This window comes from Acidaminococcus sp. HCP3S3_H5, assembly GCF_052122235.1.
Taxonomy (GTDB): Bacteria; Bacillota; Negativicutes; order Acidaminococcales; family Acidaminococcaceae; genus Acidaminococcus.
In genome coordinates this window covers 143,889-160,620 of sequence record NZ_JBQKCS010000007.1, presented here as the reverse complement: position 1 = coordinate 160,620, position 16,732 = coordinate 143,889, and the positions used below count along the sequence as shown (strand labels likewise).

Below are 16,732 nucleotides of genomic sequence, written 5' to 3'. Positions count from 1 at the left end.
CAGATACGGGACGGAGGAAAGCTTTCAGTCTTCCACAACCGCCAGGATATCGCTGTCTCTCAGGATGATGTAGTCTCTCCCGTCCAGGGTTACATCACTGCCGGAGTATTTGGCGAATACCACCACATCCCCTGCCTTCACTTCGGAAGGGACCCGGGTGCCGTTTTCCAGGAGACGGCCGGTGCCTACGGCAACCACTTTGCCGGTCTGGGGTTTGTCTTTGTGAGCAGTATCCGGCAGGTAAATGCCGCTGCTGGTTTTTTCTTCTTGTACAATGGGTTCAACTACAACATGATCATCCAAAGGTTTTAACATCTTACGTATCCCCTTTCATTCTATGAGCAATGGGTTGTTTGCATTTTTTATTAGCACTCATTTCACTGGAGTGCTAACTACAGTATCTATAATAGCATGTTTCCAAAAAAAATCAAGCCCTTTGACTATTTTTTGTCAAAAGGCTTGAAAACTTTTTTCTCCAGGGTCCGGACCACCTGGTCGTACCGGTCCGGGTCGTGGGGCAAAAGGCAGCGGCTGCAGTCTTTGTTCCCATCTCCCAGCCGGGTGAAGTCCCCGCCGCAGTCCGGCACCAGGTACAGGGGGCAGTAGCAGAACAGGCAGTTGAACCGGTCCGGGTCCGCCCCTTTGTGGCAGGGAAAGAATTCGCACTGCCGGTGGGCAAAGAACTTGTACCGGCAGCTCATGGTTCCAACAGCTTCCCGTAGGACCGGGCCAGGCTGCCGAATTCGTCCATGGAAAGGGATTCCCCTCTCCGCTTCCCGTCGATGCCGGCCCCATCCAGCAGTTCCTTCACCTGGTCCGGGGTGATCCCCAGGGTCTTCAGGCAGTTGCTGAGCATTTTCCGCCGCTGGGAAAAGGCCGCCTTCACCACCCGGAAGAACAGCTTCGCCGGAACATCCACCGCCGGGTGCTCCCGTTTGTCGCAGACCACCACCATAGAATCCACCTTGGGGGCGGGCATAAAGTCCCGGGCGGGCACCGGTATGGCCAGCCGGGGCTGGGAATAATACTGGAGAGCCAGGGACAGAGGGCCGTAATCTTTCCCTCCCGGGGCAGCGATCATCCGCTCCGCCACTTCCTTCTGGACCATCACCACCAGCCTCTGGAGGGGCAGATCCTCTTCCAAAAGGGCGAAGATGATGGGGGTGGTGATGTAATAGGGCAGGTTGGCGGCCACAGTAAAGGGCCGGTGCTCCGTCACTTCCCCCAGGTCCACCTTCAGCACGTCCCCGGGGACGATTTCCACATTGTCATACCCTTCCAGGGTTTTGGCCAGGACGGGCAGCAGGGTCCGGTCGATCTCCACGCTTTTCACCTGGGCCCCGGTCTCCGCCAGGGCCTGGGTCAGGGTGCCGATTCCCGGGCCGATTTCCAGCACCAGGTCTCCGGGGCCCACCTGGGCTTCCCGGGCGATCCCCCGGACCACCTGTTCATTGATCAAAAAGTTCTGTCCGAACTTCTTCTTGGCCCGGAGGCCAAAAGTATCGAGGATGTACCGGGTCACGTCCCGGCTGGCGATCACTGGATGCAGCATGTCATTTTCCTTCCCCGTCGATTTCTGCCAGAGCGGCCTGGAATTCCTCCCGGGTCACTCCGTAATTGTTCAGCCGATGGACCATCTGCTTGGCGTTCCCGTAGCCGATGCCCAGGATGGCTCCCAGTCTGTCCCGCCGGGCCACCGCCTCCGGAGACCCTGACAGCCCGGAAACAAACAAGTCCCGAGAGGAAAATTCCTTTCGGGGCTCCATTTCCTGGAAACGGACCTTGGACAGGGCTTTCCGGATGGCCTCCGGTTGGGCCTGTTCAATGCCCACATCATGATGGGCCAGGGCCTCCGCCTTGGGCACAAAAGCCTGTCCGGCTTTGGGGAAGCGCTCCGTCAAGAATTTCCGGATCCGCTCTCCCGCGCCGTCGGGATCGGTCATGATGATGATCCCCCGTTTCCTGTAGGCTGCTTCGATCAGGGCCAGGGTATGGGGCGCCAGGGTGAATCCCCCGGTCTCGATGGTCTCAGCATCCACTGCCTTCTTCACCGCCACGGTGTCCATCTTGCCTTCTACTACCAGCACTTCTTTCAGCACGATTTTCTCCTGTCTTTTACTCCAAGAAATACACAGTCACATCCCGCCGGCCCCAGGAAATGGCATCGCCATAATCTTCCATGAACAGGTCGATGGTATTGCCGTTGATGGCGCCGCCGCAGTCCGCTGCCACAGCAAAGCCGTAGCCAGGGATGTACATCCGGGTGCCGTAGGGGATCACGTCCGGATCCACGGCCACCACCCCATGATAGGGGACCACGCCGGTGGAGGTGAGCCCTGTGCCGCTGCCTTCTGCCATGGTGTAGGCGGATGCTTCCACCGTCCGGGCAGAGCGGTAACGGACGAAACCACGGGAGGTTTCGATCATATTCAGGTTGTTCCCCGTACCCACTTCCACGATTTCAGGAACCGGTTCCGAGAGCACTTCCCGGTTCAGCTCCTGTCTTACGGTTTCGCTGCCCACCTTGATTTCCCGGTAGGTGACCTTTTCCTGCCCGTTTTGGCCGGGGGAGATCACATTCTGCCGGCCCCGGGGCAGGTTGTCATTGTTCCGCATCTCCACTTCATAGGGGATGTCCCGGGTTTCGGTGGTCAGTTTATTGGTGGGAGAAATAATGTGGATGGTCATGTCCGGGGTCACTTCCGTGTCCAGTCCCGGATAGACCTGGAATCCTTTGTAATCCACTCCCACGGCATTCAATACGTCTCGCACGGTTTTGCGTCCGATGGTGTATTCGGTGGTTCTTCCTGCTTTCCAAACTTTCACGGGCATGGCCCGGGTCACTTCGATGGTAGCTCCATCATTGAGTTTTTCCTCTTCGCCGACCAGTTCATATCCGTCGGCTTTCTGAAGAACAACACCGGCTTCTTCCAGGGCTCCCTGAACGGTCAGGGCTCTGGTCTGCAGGGTTATGGTCTGTCCGTCCACTTTGATGCTCACGGTTTTGGGCTGGGCCGCAAAGCCCACCAGGTTCACGCTGGCAGCCAGCAGCAGGCAGACAACAATCCACTTGTAGGGACGCTTAAAAGGTTGTGATTTTCGCAAAGTTTCGCCTCCTTAAAGTGCTTGCATCATACCATAAGGAGGCGATTCCTGTCAAAATTAAATTAGTACCAGGTACTAAAATTATACACTCTGGCAGGTGTAATTTGTGACGTTTTTGTAGACTGTACAGCTGTTTTACTGGTTTGTGAGACGGAAAAACAGCTTTTTCGCATTATTTGTTGAACTTTCCATGATTTTTTCCGGTGTGGTCCCCCGGAGTTCCGCCGCCCGCTCTGCCACAATGGCGGTGTACAGAGGGTTGTTCCGCTTTCCCCGGTAGGGCACAGGGGCCATGTAGGGGGAATCGGTCTCGAACAGGATCCGGTCTTCCGGCACCCGGGCCAGGATGGATCTTACCCCCCGGTCGTTCTTGAAGGTGCTGGTGCCCCCGAACCCCAGGTACCAGCCCAGGGCCAGGGCCTCTTCCGCCATGGCCCAGTCCCCGGAAAAGCAGTGGAGCACCCCCCGGACGCCTTTGCCTTCTTCCCGGATGATCCGGAGCACGTCCTCATGGGAATCCCGGTCGTGGATGATCACCGGCAGGCCGGTTTTTCGGGCCAGGTCCAGCTGGCGGATCAGAAATTCCTGCTGCAGGCCGTGGGGGGAATGTTCATCGTTGTAGTAATCCAGACCGATCTCCCCGATGGCCACCACCCGGGGATCGGCGCACCAGGCTTCGATCTGTTTCAGGTCCTCCAGGCTGCTGTGGCTGATCTCTTCCGGATGGATCCCCACTGCCGCCCACACAAAGGGGTACTGGTGGGCCAGGGCAAGGGCCGTTTGGGAGCTGGGAATGTCACAGCCGGGATCAATGATCCCGGCCATGGTCTCTCCGATGGAACGGAGCAGCTCTTCCCTGTCTTCGTCAAAATCCTCCACGTCCACATGGGCGTGGGTATCGAACAAAGGAAGCTTATGCATGTTATTTCACCTTGCTGCCGGAGGCGATCCCCGGCACTTCCGCCAGTTTCAGGTTCCCCTGGCCGTCAGACGCGGCCAGCAGCATCCCCCGGGATTCCACGCCACGGAGTTTGGCCGGCTTCAGGTTGGCGATGACGATCACGTTCTTGCCCGTCAGTTCTTCTTCCTTGTAATAGGGAGCGATGCCGGAAACGATGGTCCGGACTTCGTCCCCCACCTTCACTTCGATCTTCAGCAGCTTGTCCGCGTTGGGCATTTTTTCCGCTTTCTGGATGGTGCCCACCCGCAGGTCCAGTTTGCCGAAGTCTTCGATGGTGCACTGGTCCGGGGTCACGACCCCTTCAGCCTTTTTCTCCGCCTTCTTGTCCTTTTTGGCCGGTTTGGCTTCCTTTTTGGGTTCCGGAGCCTTGTCTTCTTCCTCTTCTTCGATCCGGGGGAAGATGGGCTGGCCCTTGGCCACCTTGGTGCCGTCAGGGAAGTTGCCCCAGGCCACGTCGTTCAGGTCGAACTGTTCCGGAGTCTCCAGGCCCAGCTGGGCGAAGATCTTGGGTGCGGTGAAGGGCATCATGGAGGAGATCAGGATGGCGATGTTCCGGACCGCGTCTGCCAGGTTGTACATCACCGCTTCCAGCCGTTTGGCCTGGGCGGGATCCTTGGCCAGGATCCAGGGGGTGGTTTCGTCGATGTACTTGTTGGCGGCCCCCACATAGGCCCAGATGGCCTTGATCCCGTCGTTGAGGGCGTATCTGTCCATGGCGGCCCGGTAGTTCTTCAGGGTTTCGGCGGCCAGGCTGCGGAACTTCTCATCGGTTTCGCTGTCCACCACGGTCTTGTGGACGATGCCCCCGTGGTATTTGTCAATCATGGAAACGGTCCGGTACTGGAGGTTCCCCAGGTCGTTGGCCAGGTCGGAGTTGAACCGTTTGATCAGGCCCTTCCGGGAATAGTTCCCGTCGCTGCCCAGGTTGATTTCCCGGAGCAGGAAATACCGGACGGCGTCAGCGCCGAATTCTTTGATGGGCTGCACCGGATCCACCACATTGCCCTTGGACTTGGACATTTTGTCCCCGTCTACCACCAGCCAGCCGTGGCCGTACACTTCCTTGGGCAGGTCGAAGCCCATGGCCATCAGCATGGCCGGCCAGATAATGGTATGGAACCGGACGATTTCCTTCCCCACCAGGTGGAGGTCCGCCGGCCAGAACCGGTTGAATTTGTCCATGTCCTGACCGAAGCCGATGCCGGTGAAGTAGGCCAGCAGTGCATCGAACCACACGTACACCACATGTTTGGGGTCAAAGGGCACCTGGATGCCCCAGTCGAAGCTGCTCCGGCTGATGCACAGGTCTTCCAGTCCCTGTTTGATGAAGTTGATCATTTCGTTCCGACGGGAAACAGGCTGGATGAAATCCGGATGGGTCTCGATGTATTCCAGGATCCGGTCCGCATATTTGGACATCCGGAAGAAATAGCTGGATTCCTTCATCTTTTCCACAGGACGGCCGCAGTCCGGGCACACGCCCCCGGCTTCCTCCACCTGGTGTTCGGTCCAGAAAGATTCGCAGGGCACGCAGTACAGGCCTTCGTAGTCTTTTTTGTAGATGTCCCCCTGTTCCCACACCTTCTGGAGCAGGGTCTGGACGGTCTTTTCGTGTTCCGGGCTGGAAGTGCGGACGAAGGAGGTGTAGCTGACCCCCAGCATCTCCCACAGCTTCTTGAAGTCCGCCACGATCTTGTCGGTGTATTCAATGGGCTTTACCCCGAAGGATTCCGCCTTCCGCTGGATCTTCAGTCCGTGTTCGTCACTGCCGGTGATGAACTGGACATCAAAGCCGTTGGCCCGTTTGTACCGGGCGATGGTATCGGCAATGGTGGTGCAGTAGGCATGTCCAATGTGCAGGTCGGCGCTGGGATAGTAAATGGGCGTCGTAATATAAAAAGCAGGTTTTGTCATGGTCATTCCCCTTTGTCAAATAAAAATAATGCTCTAGTATATTATCATATCACAAATGGGCGGGAGATGCACGGAAAAGGGGCTGTTGCAAGAGCAACAGCCCCTTTTTGTCAGCGGTCAATGGTCAGCGGCCGGTGGAAGCCAAACGCGGCCGGGACGGGCTCGCCTCCGGCAAGCCCCTACGCCGTTGGGGTCAAGGGATCTCCACAGAGACAAGGAAACGGGGTTGTCGGGGAATTCCGTTTCCCTGACCGTTGTTGTCGACTCCCGATTCCAACGCTGTAGGGGCGTGCCGAAGGCCCGCCCTTCCGTGGCCTCCAGTTTTATACGTTCAAAACCATTTGCCCCCGTCAAATGGTCTCCTTCAGCTGCTGACCGTTGACCGGCCCTTACCCCCTCACTTCCCGGAGCAGCTCCCGGATGTTCTCCTGCTGGTTTTCTTCGGTCACTTCTTCGGAGAAGGGGATCACGTTGGCGGCGGGGCGGATCTCTTTGACCGGCAGCTGGCAGTTGTAGAAGCTTTCCAGCTGCTGTTCTCCGTGGGTAAGGCCGTAGAGGATCTCCAGGCCCCGTACCGCCACTTCCACCGGCTGTCCCTTTTCTTCATAGGGCACCGGGCTGAGAGACAGCAGGTATTTGTAGCTCATTTCCGGCATCAGTTCCTGGAGGACTTTTTTCCGGTAGCTGTACTTGGCGTCCAGGATCAGGTAGTTCTCCCGGTTCCCCTGCTTCCACCGGAGCAGGTAATCCGGGGTGTAATAATGGCCCTCTTCCAGGGGCTTGAAGGCGTAGGTGGTGTTCCGGTACAGGTGGATGGCCCCCGGGCCCTGTTCCGGCTGGTCCGTGAGCACCGGCTGGAAGAACAGGGTCAGTTCCTCGTCCCCCCGCTCCAGCCGGTACACGTTCTGGTACCCGGAATGGTCGTACAGGTTCCGGCTGCCCAGGGTGTACACCTTCCGGCGGCATTCCTCCAGTACAAACCCTTCCTGCCGGAGCCCCTGGAGCAGCCGGGCCAGGCAGTAGATCTCGAACACGAAGGTGTTTTCGTACAAATTGAGGAGCATCCGCTCCCGGGGAAAGTGGCGGCAGGTGTTCTGGTACCACTGGTGGATGCACAGATAGATCCGGTAATACTGGGGCACCCGGAAAAAGGGCTCCGTAGGTTCCGGCATCTGGCTGGCGTCCAGCAGGGTCACCGGCAAAATCTGCCGGTAGGACACGAACATTTCCTGGAGCCGCTCCTCCACCTCATCGCACCGTTCCAGGAAGCCCTTCACCATGTGGGCGGCGTTGGCGTAGAGCACCTGGGAGGACAGCTGGTACCCCTCCCGGTCGGCTTCCGGCAGGTCCAGCCCCTGGACCAGGGCCCGGATTTCCTTTCCCTCCTCCCCGATGTCGTAGAGCATCCGCTGGAGGAAGCTGAGGACCACCTGGTTCTCGTACACGTCCCGGCTCATTTTGTCCTGGGTCATCAGGAGTTTTTCCGGCAGGTAGTGCTTGTCCCCCACCTGGATCCCGAAAGGGGCCTCCCGGAGGTATTCCGGGTGCCGGACCAGGTACTGGAGGGTGTGGGGGCTGACAGTCTGGACCTTTTCCGTCCAGTCCACCACTTCGGCGGTTTCCAGAGTATGCCGGCAGTTGGCCTTGAAATACCCGTAGTTTTCCTCATACACCTGGAGGATCTCCTCTGCCAGGGTCAGCTGGGACAGGAAATCCTGGAACCCGTTCCGGCTGTCCGGGCCGGTGCCCTCCGGGGCTTTATCCCGCAAAAGCGGCGCCTGGTGGGCGTAGATGTATTCCACCATGGCCTTCAGGTTTTCCTGCTGCTGGGAAGGCTGGATCAGTACCGGCAGCAGGTCCGTGTACCAAGTCTCTCCCGGTTCCTCCCCTTTCTGGAGGGTGATTTCCAGTTCCACCAGCCCCATATGGTAGGCAAAGATATTGTAGGGAAACAGGATCATGTGCCGGCGGCTGTCCCAGAGACTGTTGAGAGGCTTCCCGTTAAGGGAGACCCCGGCCCCTGTGCAGTCCCAGTCTCCCGGCAGTTCCAGGTCGTAGTGGAGGTTTTCCCGCACCCCCTGGTGACCGGCGGCGGCCAGCACCCGTTCCGCCGAATGGGGACGGGGCTCCCGGGTCACCGGCAGGGTCAGGACTTCTCCGTTCTGTTCCCGGAGACGGATGAATTGTTCCATGGCCATCTTAGTGGAAGAACTGGAAGAACTTCATCCGCCGGTTCCCCCACTGGAGAATCTGGTCCAGCAGGGCCGCACTCTGGACCATCCGGTTGCCTTCACAGTCGTCCCGGAACTGGATCAGCCATTTTTCGTATTCCGCCCCGTTGCCGCTGAGTTTGGGCAGGATCTTCTGGGCCACCGCATAGTCCAGGGCGATGATCCCGGGCCGGATGTGGTCTTCCGGTTCCATGAGCCGGGCAGCCACCTTCCAGTACCGGCGGAGGGCCAGCTCGATCCGCATGCTCAGGTAGATGTTCTGTTCCGCCAGCCGTGCCTTGATCCGGTCGTACACGTTCTGTTCCACGCTGGTCAGCTGGCAGCTTTCCCGGGGCGCCACGTCGAACAGGCTCTTCAGCTGGCTCCAGGACAGCAGCTGGATATCCCCCTGGCTGATCCCCTGGGTCATTTCCGGCACCGCGTCAGTCCGGGGCAGGGTGATGATCCAGGCCCGGTCGATGAGCCGGGGAGACAGGGTCTCGGTGGTGTGGTCGTTGTTGATGGTGGCCAGGAAATGGAGGGTCTCCGGCAGCTGGAGCCGGTGGTTGTACCCCAGGCTCAGGGTGTGTTCCCCGTTCCAGTCGTCGCACACGTTCATAAAGTCCGCCCAGTAGTATTCCATGGGGGACAGGTTGGCCTCATCCAGCAGGATGTAATAGGGGAACTGGCGGATCCCCCGGGTCTTTTCCCAGTCCAGCAGCTTCAGCCCGTCGTACACGTCCCGGTTGCTTTCCTCAAAGGTCCGGGTCAGCGGGTTGTAGTACCCGATCAGGTCCCGTTTGGAGGTCCAGCCCCGTTCCACGGACACCGGGATGTACCGGTTGGCGGTGCTCATGAATTCCTGTTCCCCGATTTTCCGGTCGAACTGGGTGAGCCCCAGCACCTTCCCCAACAGGTTGCAGAAGGAGGTCTTGCCGCTGCCGGGAGCCCCGGAGAATACGGTAAGGAACCCCTGGTGGGTGCAAATCAGCAGGTTCAGGATCAGGTTCCGGCTGTACTGGGGCCGTTCCTTCTGGATGGCGGTGATCAGATAGTCCAGGGCCTTCCGGTTGTTGGTGCCGGAGGCAGGCAGGCTGTTGATGGCTTCCGCCAGTGCTTCCGGGCTCTGGGGCCGGGGCTTCTGGTTCTTCCGCTGTTCCGCCTGGGCCAGGGCCTTCCGGGTACGGGCGGGCAGCCCTTTGGCACTGCCCAGGTCCTGCCAGATGTCCGGATACCGTTCCAAAAGGGCGGTGATGAAGTCCTGGCTCCACCGCTTGTTCAGGTTTTCCAGCAGATGCCGGTAGAGGAAGTCCCCCACCTGTTCATACCCTTCCCGGGCAGCGTCGTCCCCTTCCAGGATGGCTTCCAGCCGGGCGATCCGTCCCTGGCGGATGTGGGCCGGGAGACCGCTGAACAGCTGGGTCTTTTCCCGTTCCAGGAAGCTTTTCAGCACCCCGGGCTTCACCAGGTCCCCTTCGTCCACCTGGACGGATTTCACCAGGCTCCGGAGGAGCACTTCGTCCGGCACCCGGTCCACCAGCTGGGAGGGAGACCCGGGCACCCGGTGCCAGAACACCCATTCCGTCTTTTCCTGCCGGCTGGCCCAGGTGCCTTCTGCCGGGTAGAAGGTGACGGGCTGCCAGGCTTCCGGCGGGCAGGCGGTCAACAGGTACTGGTTTTCCGGCACATCGCTCTGGAGGAAGAAGCCGAACCGGATGTTCTTCTGGACCTCATAGGGCCCGGCGATCCACCCGTCCCGGAGCTGGAGCAGGATCTGCTTGCCGGCGAAAAGGCCCGGTTCCTGGAGCCGGAGCACCGTATCCATGGAAAGGGGATCCAGGAGATGGGTCTCCGGCACCTGTTCATAGAGCCCTTCCCCAAAGGGGAACCGGAGACGGCCGTCCTTCAGGGCGTCGATGCAGAACACCCGGTAGGCGGTGGACCGGAGATTCCCCTGGCTGTCCTTGTTTTCCACCAGGGAATGGGGTCCCAGGTCCAGGAAGACGATATCGTTTTCGTGGAAGTGTTCTTCCATGTATTTCTGGTCGCTGTGGAGGCTGTACCACAGGTTGATGTTCTTGTACTGTTCCGCCCGGGGGATCAGGGCATCGATTTCTTCCGGGGTCAGGGCCCGGTAGGTTCCCTGTTCCCATACCCCCATGGGGGTGAAGTTGTAGAAGCTGTCCACAATGTTGATCCGGCCCACATAGGTGGTGAAGGGTTCTTCTTCCGGGGCTTCCGGTTCCGCCGGAGCGGCCGGTTCGTCAGGCGCCGGGGCCGGTTCTGCCGGTGCCGGGGCGGCTTCCGGCTGGGGAGCCGGGGCGTTCCGGGGCTCCGGAGCAGGGGTTTCCGGGGCTTCCGGCCGGGCCGGGGCGGCTGTTTCTTCCGGTGCTGCCTCTTCTGCCGGAGCCGGGGTTTCTTCCGGGGCCGGTTCCGGAGCGGCGTTCTTCTTCCCCCGGCGGTTCCGGGCGGCCTTGTCCCGGTTCCGGCTGTTCCGGGGCTTCCGGGAGGCCGGTTCCTCCGGGGCTTCTTCCGGGGAAGCTTCCGGTTCCCGGTTTTCTTTGTTATCTTTGTTATCTTTGTTATCTTTGTTATCTTTGTTATCTTTGTTATCTTTGTTATCTTTGTTGTCTTTACTATCTTTATTTTCTTTGCTGTTCCTGGCTTCCTTGTTCTCTTTGGCCCCTTTCTTCTCTTTGGAGTCCTGGGTTTCCCGGGCCTCCTTTTCCTTCTTCTTCATCAGGGATTCCGCCTGGTGCTGTTTCCCTTCCGGATAGGGCATTCCGGCCATTTCCAGCACCATCCACAGGGCATTGGGACGGAAGGGCTGCTTTTTGTTCTGGCAGATCCGTCCATATTTCAGCAGCAGTTCCGCCATGGCATCCGGGCTGTATTTGCAGATTTTCCTGATATTCTCCGGATCCTTCCCTACAATCTGCTGCAGGTTCCGGCATACCTGGCCCAGGAAGGCCTGGAAGGTATAGGCGGCAATGTCCCGGTAGATCCGGTCCCCTTCCTTGTACAGTTCCACCGCAAAGGGGACGATTTTTTCCCGGACCCGGGGGGACCGTTTGTCCAGTTTCCCCAGCTGGATAATGTATTTCCGGTATTTCCGGCTGTTCCCCTTCATGGGCTTCAGCAGCACTTCCACCGGGGTAGTTTCATAGATCAGCTGCAGATACCGGTCGTTGATATTCTCCAGTTCCTCCTCAGAAACGGTCAGGGAGGAGGGTATAACAGGAGATTTTGGCTTTTTCGGCGATTTCATGGTGTGACCTCCAAAAATAAAATATAAGAGTAATTTGACAAATAAAAAGAAAGCCCACGCCTCAAAAAGCGCGGCTTTCTTTATTATACCCGTGGATGTGGGGCCGGGTCAAGGAAGAGGTCTACCCCTTCCCCTCTTCCAAGCCTTTGTGCCTTCTTTCGTGAAGAGCATAATAGGAGGCCTTGTCCTGGTACATTTCCCGGTCAGCCTAGCGGATGGCCTGCCGGATGTGGGCGGAATCCTCCAGCCACAGGGACCCTACAGCCAGGATGGGTTCCGGGTCTTCAGCCAGTTCCCGGCGGATCTGCTCTACCCGGCGGGAAAATTCCCGTTTCCCCAGGTTCCGGGCCAGCACGACGAATTCGTCTCCCCCTTCCCGGAACACCTGCTCCCGGGAAAAGTTCCGGACCAAAACCCCGACAGCCCGGCGGATCAGTTCATCCCCGGCCCGGTGGCCCTTTTGGTCGTTGGTGGCTTTCAGACCGTTCACATCGGCGTAGATCACCCCCAGGGGACGATTCCGCCGGGCCAGGCTGTGGAGAGTCTCCTGGAGGGCGTTCCGGTTGTGGACCCCGGTAAGGACGTCGTACCGGCTCATATGCTCCAGCTGTCTCACCAGCTTGTGGTTCCGGATCTTGAAACTGAGGAAATAGGAAATGGTTTCCAGCACTTCCCGGGTGTTGATCAGGTCATTTACCTCGTAATTGTCCGCTTCCAAAAAGCCCACGATCTGTCCCTGCAGGTAAAAGGGCGCAGCGATCAGCCGCTGGATGTTCTGCCGCTTCAGGTTCTCGTAGTCCACCGGATCATCTTCCCGCAGCAGTTCGATGTCTTCAATCAGCACACAGGTGGAACTTTCCAGGAACTGGCTCCAGCCTCCCATGTACAGCTGATAATCCTTGTTCTGCAGGGTCTGGATTTCCGGTTCAATTCCCGGGGCGCACCATTCAAAGGTGTTGGAGACGGTTTTCCCGTCGGTTTCCAGCACATACAGCCGGTCCGGGTGGATCATTTCTCCCAGGGCTTCCAGGGCGTGGTCCATGGAAGCCTCATACCCTTCCTCTCCGTTGAGGATCCGGGAAATCTGGAGGATCACGTCATCGGTCATCTTTCCCCGGCGCATGGCGTGGCCCTCTTCCCGTTCCCGGTCGGCAACCATGAACACAAAGGCCACCCATCCTGGATGGTTCTCCAGGGGCTTTACGGCAAAATCCAGCCAGTGGCCGATGGCCTCTTCATAGAGGCTGCTGTGGATTTCCACCCGTTCCGACACTGCCTTGTAGCAGCATTCCATCCACAGCGGATTCCCCTGGGGATACACCTCAAAGAACCGGTGTCCCAAAAGATCCTTGGGGGCGCGGCCCGCAATGGTGCAGTACAGCTGGTTCACATAGACATACCGGGCATCCATGGCTCCAGATCCCCCCTCATTGGGGATCACCTGGAACACCGCATAGGCAACCGGTACGTCCCGGAACAGATCCAACCCCATCCTGTCTTCGTCCATAGCATACACTCCCTTACAGGCATTGTCATCATCCGCTGTTGGGTAGAATGGTGAGCCAAATTGTCAGTTTACAATTCCATTATACCATGAAAAGATACATGTGACTATACAGGAAAGGGGCTGCTGAATGGGCAGCCCCTTTGGTCGCGGTCAGCGGCAGGTGGAGGCCAGATGCCCTGGTGCCCCAATAGCTATGGGCGGCCGGGACGGGCTCGCCTGCGGCAAGCCCCTACCACGTTGGGGTCAAAGGTTCATCACGATGATCTTGGGAACGGCATTGTCGGGGGAATCCGTTTCCCTGACCGTGGTGATCAATTCGCCGGTCCCCGCCAGACGACCCTTCGATGAACCCCGTTGTTCTCCCACCCTCCGACCCTGACGCCGTAGGGGCGCGCCAAAGGCACGCCCTTCCGTGGCCGCCGGTTTTCCTGTATTTCCAGGAACCCGCCCTGGGGGTTCCTTCCATAAAAAAGAACCCGCCCCCAAAAGGCGGGTTCTTTCCTTTGACCGTTGACCGAGTTGCTGTTCTTATTTCTTCACCCACACCCGTTCCTTCACATCCAGTTTCTCGATGGGTTTGGGATCGGCGGTGGGTTCCCCGAAGGGCATCTGGGCCACCAGGGTCCAGCTGTCCGGCACTTCGAAGGCCGCCTTGATGGCATCGTCGATGATCGGGTTGTAGTGCTGGATGTTCACCCCCAGCCCCAGGTCCGTAAGAGCCGTCCACAGGGCGAACTGGAGCATCCCGTTCCCCTGGCTGGCCCATACCGGGAAGTTGGCCGCGTATCCCGGAAACTGTTCCTGGAGCTTTTTCACCGTGTCCGTTTCCTCAAAATACAGCAGGGTACCGTAGGCAGCGGCAAACCCCTTCACCTTGGCTTCCGTAGGGGCGAATTTCTCCGCCGGCACGATTTTCCGCAGGGTTTCCATCACAATGTCCCACACCTTGTCATGGTACTTCCCCAGGGCCACGATCACCCGGCCGCTCTGCATGTTGAAGGCCGAAGGCACCTCCCGGGTCACCTTTTCCACCGTGTCAATGATGGTGTCCTCCGCTACCGGGATGTTCCGTCCCAGGGCATAATTGGTCCGCCGATGAGCCACCGCCTGATAAAAATTCCGTTCCGTCATGATATTCATCCCCTTAACTGTTATTTTACAAAGTACATTTGATGGGTATAGTATACCATCCAGCCTTATTCCATTTTCTCCGTCAGTTCCTTCAAATACGCCTTGAACGCCGGGCCCAGGTCCTGTCTCCGCAGGGCGAATTCCACGGTGGCTTTCAGGTAGCCCAGCTTGTCACCGGTGTCGTACCGTTTCCCTTCGAAATTGTAGGCATAGACGCTTTCGTTGTGAGCCATCACCCGGAGGGCGTCGGTGAGCTGGATTTCCCCACCCTTCCCGGGCCGGGTCTGTTCCAGTACATCGAACACATCCGGGGTGATCACGTACCGTCCCAGGGCGGCAAACCGGCTGGGAGCCTCTTCCACGCTGGGTTTTTCCACCATGTCCTTCACCTTCAGCAGGTTGTGGTCGTCGGTTTCTTCCCCGTCGATGATCCCGTAGGCGGACACCTGTTCCGGCTTCACCACCTGGCAGCCGATCACCGTACCCCCGGTTTTGTCATACTGGTCCATGAGCTGCTTCAGGGCCGGTTCCCCGCTGCCGTTGTACACCACATCATCCCCCAGGATCACACCGAAGGGTTCCCCGTCGATGAAATCCTTGGCACAGAGGATGGCATCCCCCAGGCCCCGCTGGTATTTCTGCCGCACATAGTGGATCTTGATGCTGGAAATGGCCCGGACCTGCTTCAGCAGTTCCATCTTCCCGCTTTCGTACAGGTGCTCTTCCAGTTCCGGAGAGCTGTCGAAATGGTCCTCGATGGCCCGTTTGGCGTGGCCGGAGATGATCAGGATCTGTTCGATGCCGCTGTGGAGGATTTCTTCCACAATGTACTGGATGGTGGGTTTGTCCACAATGGGCAGCATTTCCTTAGGCATGGCTTTAGTTTCCGGCAGGAACCGGGTACCGAACCCGGCAGCCGGGATCACGGCTTTACGGACTTTCATCATTGGGCATTCTCCTTTGTTTCTTCATGGGCGGCCTTTTTGGGTGCTTTTTTGTTGAACCGCTGCATCAGTTCTCCCACGTCGGCTCCCTGCATCCAGGCTTCCACCGCATCGGCGGCCTGTTCCAGAGCTTCCTGGATCTTTTCCTTGTCCTCTCCCTGGAAGGGATGGAGCACGTGGCTGATCACCGCCTGTTCCTGGTGGACCGGGTGGCCGATGCCCACCTTGATCCGGGGATAGGCCTGGCTCCCCAGGGCCCGTTCAATGGATTTCAGGCCGTTGTGGCCTCCGGAAGACCCTTTCCGGCGGATCCGCAGGGTCCCCACCGGCAGGTCCATGTCGTCCTGGATCACCAGCACGTCTTCCGGGGGGATGTGGTAAAAGTTGGCAAAATCCGCCACTGCCGCCCCGCTGTTGTTCATGTAGGTGGTGGGTTTGATCACCCAGCATTTTTCCGGCATCCGTTTTTCCAGGTAAGCGGCATTGTCCGCCTTCCGCCAGGCGTCCGCGTCCCCCCACCTGCTGGCCAGGATGTCCGCGGTCATGAACCCGATATTGTGCCGGGTCCCGGCATATTCCCGCCCGATGTTCCCCAGGGCAACAACTAATTTCATAAGATTCTCCTATAAACGCAAAAAGGGTGCTGCACCGCAGCACCCTTTTACCCTTTAAATTTCAAACAGCTGGCTGATGGACAGCTGGTTGTAAATCCGCAGGATGGTCTCTGCCAGGATCGGAGCCACAGAAAGCTGGGTAATCTTCGGATGCTTTTTGTTGGGCGGCAGAGGAATCGTGTTGGTCACGATCAGTTCCTTGATTTCGGACTGGGCAATACGGCTCAGTGCCGGATCCGTCAGGATGGGATGGGTTACGCAGGCGTAGATGTCCTTGGCGCCGAATTTCTTCAGAGCCTTGGCCCCTTCGCACAGGGAGCCGGCGGTATCCACAATGTCATCCACCATGATGCAGATCTTGCCTTCCACATTGCCGATCAGGTTCATGACTTCCGCCACACCAGGTTCCGGCCGTCTCTTGTCGATGATGGCCAGGCCGCATTCCAGACGGTTGGCAATGTTCCGGGCACGGCTTACCCCGCCCAGGTCCGGAGAAATCACCACCATGTCTTCCGGTGCAAAGCCTTTTTCCTTCACATAGTCTGCCAGGATCGGGCCCCCGGGCATATGGTCCACGGGAATGTCAAAGAAGCCCTGGATCTGGGCTGCATGGAGATCCACCGTCACCAGACGGGTGATCCCGGAAACGGTCATCAGGTCCGCCATCAGTTTGGCAGTGATGGGTTCCCGGCCCCGGGCCTTTCTGTCCTGACGGGCATAGCCGTAGAAGGGAACCACTGCGGTAATGTGCCGTGCGCTGGCTCTCTTGAAGGCGTCGCACATGATCAGCAGTTCCATCACGTTGTCGTTGACAGCCGGTCCGCAGGTGGGCTGGATCACAAATACATCCTTGCCCCGGACACTTTCATTGATCATGACCTGGACTTCTCCGTTGTTGAACCGGTTGATCACCGCGTCCCCAACCGTAGTTCCCAGATAGGCAGCGATTTCACGTGCCAGATCAGGGTTGGCGTTCCCGGAGAAAATCGCCATGTCTTCGCCTGTTTTATCACCCAACATACAATCAATACCCCCACTGCTTTATAATGTAATTCTATTAAAAAGTATACAACTCATT

Annotated in this window: 14 protein-coding genes; all 14 read right to left on the bottom strand. The window is 58.4% G+C overall.

Annotation, left to right across the window (positions count from 1 at the left end; all coding sequences use genetic code 11):
- Positions 1-24: 24 nt before the first annotated feature.
- The 14 genes from groES to ACTQY5_RS09785 all read right to left on the bottom strand — a co-directional run bounded on the left by groES (position 25) and on the right by ACTQY5_RS09785 (position 16,674).
- On the bottom strand, positions 25-315 hold the full coding sequence (gene groES / locus ACTQY5_RS09850) for a co-chaperone GroES (RefSeq protein ID WP_441369149.1): 291 nt from the start codon (positions 313-315) through the stop codon (positions 25-27).
- Between the two features lie 125 nt (positions 316-440).
- Positions 441-701, bottom strand: coding sequence for a cysteine-rich small domain-containing protein (locus ACTQY5_RS09845; RefSeq protein ID WP_022487045.1), 261 nt, complete (start codon positions 699-701; stop codon positions 441-443).
- The gene (gene rsmA / locus ACTQY5_RS09840; protein WP_022487046.1) at positions 698-1,552 is read right to left on the bottom strand and encodes a 16S rRNA (adenine(1518)-N(6)/adenine(1519)-N(6))-dimethyltransferase RsmA; all 855 of its coding nucleotides are present in this window, start codon (positions 1,550-1,552) and stop codon (positions 698-700) included. Before rsmA ends, ACTQY5_RS09845 begins: the two co-directional genes overlap by 4 nt.
- A gap of 1 nt (position 1,553) precedes the next feature.
- On the bottom strand, positions 1,554-2,099 hold the full coding sequence (gene rnmV / locus ACTQY5_RS09835; protein WP_022487047.1) for a ribonuclease M5: 546 nt from the start codon (positions 2,097-2,099) through the stop codon (positions 1,554-1,556).
- Between the two features lie 16 nt (positions 2,100-2,115).
- Entirely contained in the window at positions 2,116-3,105 is a 990-nt protein-coding gene (locus ACTQY5_RS09830; protein ID WP_022487048.1) for a G5 domain-containing protein, read from the bottom strand.
- 135 nt (positions 3,106-3,240) lie between these two features.
- Entirely contained in the window at positions 3,241-4,026 is a 786-nt protein-coding gene (locus tag ACTQY5_RS09825) for a TatD family hydrolase (RefSeq protein WP_022487049.1), read from the bottom strand.
- A 1-nt stretch (position 4,027) separates the two neighbouring features.
- Positions 4,028-5,980, bottom strand: coding sequence for a methionine--tRNA ligase (metG, locus tag ACTQY5_RS09820; protein WP_022487050.1), 1,953 nt, complete (start codon positions 5,978-5,980; stop codon positions 4,028-4,030).
- Between the two features lie 389 nt (positions 5,981-6,369).
- On the bottom strand, positions 6,370-8,172 hold the full coding sequence (locus ACTQY5_RS09815; RefSeq protein WP_441369148.1) for a DUF2357 domain-containing protein: 1,803 nt from the start codon (positions 8,170-8,172) through the stop codon (positions 6,370-6,372).
- A gap of 7 nt (positions 8,173-8,179) precedes the next feature.
- Positions 8,180-11,458 (bottom strand): hypothetical protein, encoded by a 3,279-nt coding sequence (locus ACTQY5_RS09810; RefSeq protein ID WP_441369147.1) that lies wholly within the window; start codon positions 11,456-11,458, stop codon positions 8,180-8,182.
- Between the two features lie 208 nt (positions 11,459-11,666).
- Positions 11,667-12,965 carry a diguanylate cyclase domain-containing protein gene (locus tag ACTQY5_RS09805; protein ID WP_441369146.1) on the bottom strand — a complete coding sequence of 433 codons (1,299 nt, stop codon included), beginning with the start codon at positions 12,963-12,965 and terminating at the stop codon, positions 11,667-11,669.
- Positions 12,966-13,493: 528 nt separating this feature from the next.
- Complete coding sequence (locus ACTQY5_RS09800) at positions 13,494-14,096, bottom strand: nitroreductase family protein (protein ID WP_303225381.1); 603 nt, start codon at positions 14,094-14,096, stop codon at positions 13,494-13,496.
- A 65-nt stretch (positions 14,097-14,161) separates the two neighbouring features.
- Entirely contained in the window at positions 14,162-15,043 is an 882-nt protein-coding gene (gene galU, locus ACTQY5_RS09795; RefSeq protein WP_302574898.1) for a UTP--glucose-1-phosphate uridylyltransferase GalU, read from the bottom strand.
- Positions 15,040-15,654 carry an aminoacyl-tRNA hydrolase gene (pth, locus tag ACTQY5_RS09790; RefSeq protein WP_441369145.1) on the bottom strand — a complete coding sequence of 205 codons (615 nt, stop codon included), beginning with the start codon at positions 15,652-15,654 and terminating at the stop codon, positions 15,040-15,042. Before pth ends, galU begins: the two co-directional genes overlap by 4 nt.
- Positions 15,655-15,708: 54 nt before the next feature.
- A complete protein-coding gene (locus tag ACTQY5_RS09785; protein ID WP_022486598.1) occupies positions 15,709-16,674 on the bottom strand; it encodes a ribose-phosphate diphosphokinase in 966 nt (321 codons plus the stop codon).
- Between the last annotated feature and the right edge of the window lie 58 nt (positions 16,675-16,732).